The organism is Streptomyces ossamyceticus (assembly GCF_001418475.1).
Taxonomy (GTDB): domain Bacteria; phylum Actinomycetota; class Actinomycetes; order Streptomycetales; family Streptomycetaceae; genus Streptomyces; species Streptomyces ossamyceticus.
Genome location: NZ_LIQX01000605.1, coordinates 624 through 3,273 on the forward strand (window position 1 = coordinate 624; position 2,650 = coordinate 3,273).

The 2,650-nt window shown below is 68.3% G+C and carries 2 protein-coding genes; both read right to left on the reverse strand.

The genetic code is table 11. The features are described from left to right. Positions 1 to 256: 256 nt before the first annotated feature. Positions 257 to 1,177, reverse strand: coding sequence for an RNA polymerase sigma factor SigF (locus tag AOK15_RS34550; RefSeq protein WP_055522255.1), 921 nt, complete (start codon positions 1,175 to 1,177; stop codon positions 257 to 259). Positions 1,178 to 1,641: 464 nt separating this feature from the next. After that, on the reverse strand, positions 1,642 to 2,475 hold the full coding sequence (locus AOK15_RS34555; RefSeq protein WP_055522256.1) for an RNA polymerase sigma factor SigF: 834 nt from the start codon (positions 2,473 to 2,475) through the stop codon (positions 1,642 to 1,644). Positions 2,476 to 2,650: the final 175 nt, after the last annotated feature.

Below are 2,650 nucleotides of genomic sequence, written 5' to 3' on the forward strand. Positions count from 1 at the left end.
GTGGCTGGTCGCGCGGTTCCCCGTACCCCTTTACGGCATGGGTGGCGCCCGGCGTTCTCAAGGGGGGCGGGGAACCTCGTGAGCAACCACCCGCCACCCGCACGCACCCACTCAGCTACTCCGCCCCCCACCCAGCTACTGCCCCACGCGCATCCCTCCGCACGCACGACGACCGCCGGGATGTCCTGAACGCATGGACATCCCGGCGGTCGTCTCGTCTCTGTCTGGGCGCTCGCTACCGTCTCTTGACGGGAGCTCAGTCGGAGATGAGGCCCTCGCGCAGCTGGGCCAGGGTGCGGGTGAGGAGGCGGGAGACGTGCATCTGGGAGATGCCGACCTCTTCGCCGATCTGGGACTGGGTCATGTTCGCGAAGAAGCGGAGCATGATGATCCGGCGCTCACGGGGCGGGAGTTTGGCGAGCAGCGGCTTGAGGGACTCGCGGTACTCGACCCCTTCGAGCGCGGTGTCCTCGTAGCCGAGGCGGTCCGCCAGCGAGCCCTCGCCGCCGTCGTCCTCGGGGGCGGGTGAGTCGAGCGACGACGCCGTGTACGCGTTGCCGACCGCGAGGCCGTCGACGACGTCCTCCTCCGACACGCCCAGGACGGCGGCGAGTTCGGTGACCGTCGGGGAGCGGTCGAGCTTCTGCGACAGCTCGTCGCTGGCCTTGGTGAGGGCCAGACGCAGTTCCTGGAGGCGGCGCGGGACCCGCACCGACCACGAGGTGTCGCGGAAGAATCGCTTGATCTCGCCCACGACCGTCGGCATCGCGAACGTCGGGAACTCCACGCCCCGTTCGCAGTCGAAGCGGTCGATCGCCTTGATCAGGCCGATGGTGCCGACCTGGACGATGTCCTCCATCGGCTCGTTGCGCGACCGGAATCGGGCGGCCGCGTAGCGCACCAGCGGGAGGTTCAGCTCGATGAGGGTGTCCCGGACGTAGGCGCGCTCGGGGCTGTTCTCGTCGAGGGCGGCGAGCCGCAGGAACAGGGAGCGGGACAGGGTGCGGGTGTCGATGTTCGCCGAGGCCGGCACGGCCGGGAACTCAGGCGCCGGCGGAGCCTCGGTGCCGGGAAGGTCCTCGAGCTCCTGAAGGTCCTGAGGGGCCTGGATAGCGTCGGGCGCGGTCTCGCTCTTGGCGAGCGTGAGCACCTTCGAGCTGCCCTGGTCTGCGGACATGCCACCCCCTTTGGGTCGCGGACGGTCGCGGCGGACGCTCCGTCGTAGGGAACGCAGCCTCCACCTGAATACCGGCGGCGAGGCCACGGCAAACGCGCTGGGGGAAGAATGTCACACGTCGGCAACGCGATGTAGTGACATGTCGACATGGAGAGGGGTAATTAGCCCTGGAAACAGGCGGTCTGACGGTGTTTTGGACCATAACTGTCGGAAAGAGATGCTGTGAGTGATTCGCTCTCAGTGGTGATGCCTCGACAGCGCATTCGGTTAGGCCAGATGGCCTGGGCACGTGTGCTCGTGGCCCATTCTGTGCGCCCCGCCTGCCTTTGTGCGCCCCGCGTGCCCCACGGTCCCTCCGAGGTGGAACGGGGGTCGCCGGTTACCGACGGTCACGCCGGTGTCCCGGGCCGCGGGGTGTCGCCCAGGGGCCCGACGCCGACCGGTCGACGCCGCCCAGGACGGGCCTAGGACTCGATGCGGTTCGCCGATCGCAGTCGCGCGAAGCTCCGGGCCAGCAGGCGGGAGACGTGCATCTGGGAGACGCCCAGCTCCGCGCTGATCTGTGACTGCGTCAGATTGCTGTAGTAGCGGAGCAGCAGGATGCGCTGCTCGCGTTCGGGGAGCTGGACGAGGAGGTGCCGTACGAGGTCGCGGTGTTCGACGCCGTCGAGCTCGGGGTCCTCGTAGCCGAGTCGGTCGAGGAGCCCCGGCATCCCGTCGCCCTCCTGGGCGGCCTCCAGCGAGGTCGCGTGGTAGGAGCGGCCGGCCTCGATGCAGGACAGGACCTCGTCCTCGGTGATGCGGAGCCGCTCGGCGATCTCGGCGGTCGTGGGGGTGCGGCCGAAGGCGGTCGTGAGGTCCTCGGTGGCGCCGTTCACCTGGACCCAGAGCTCGTGCAGCCGGCGGGGGACGTGGACCGTGCGGACGTTGTCCCGGAAGTAGCGCTTGATCTCGCCGACGACGGTCGGCATCGCGAAGGTCGGGAACTGCACGCCCCGGTCGGGGTCGAAGCGGTCGATGGCGTTGATCAGGCCGATGGTGCCGACCTGGACGACGTCCTCCATGGGCTCGTTGCGGGAGCGGAAACGGGCGGCCGCGTACCGCACGAGCGGGAGGTTCGCCTCGATGAGCGCCCCGCGTACGCGGTTGTGCTCCGGGGTACCCGGTTCAAGGTGCTTGAGCTGGCCGAAGAGGACCTGGGTGAGGGCGCGGGTGTCGGCGCCGCGACGTTTCTCCTGAACGGGCGCTTGGGTTTCTTCCTGGGGTGGCGCAGTACTGGCCGACACGGTCAACGCCACCTCTTCGTCGATCAACTCATCAACTCAACCGTCAAAAGCGGTCATAGCATCACAAGACATGTGCACTGTGATCAAGCACCGCATATCGCCGTGTTGAGGGAGAGTTGAGACCGTGCCGGGCAATCGGGGGTACCGGGAAACGGGGCACGACGAAGCCCCGCACCTTTTGAGTGGT

Coding starts and splice junctions, on each gene's coding strand:
- AOK15_RS34550 (WP_055522255.1), bottom strand. CDS start 1,177: ATGTCCGCAGACCAGGGCAGCTCGAAGGTGCTCACGCTCGCCAAGAGC.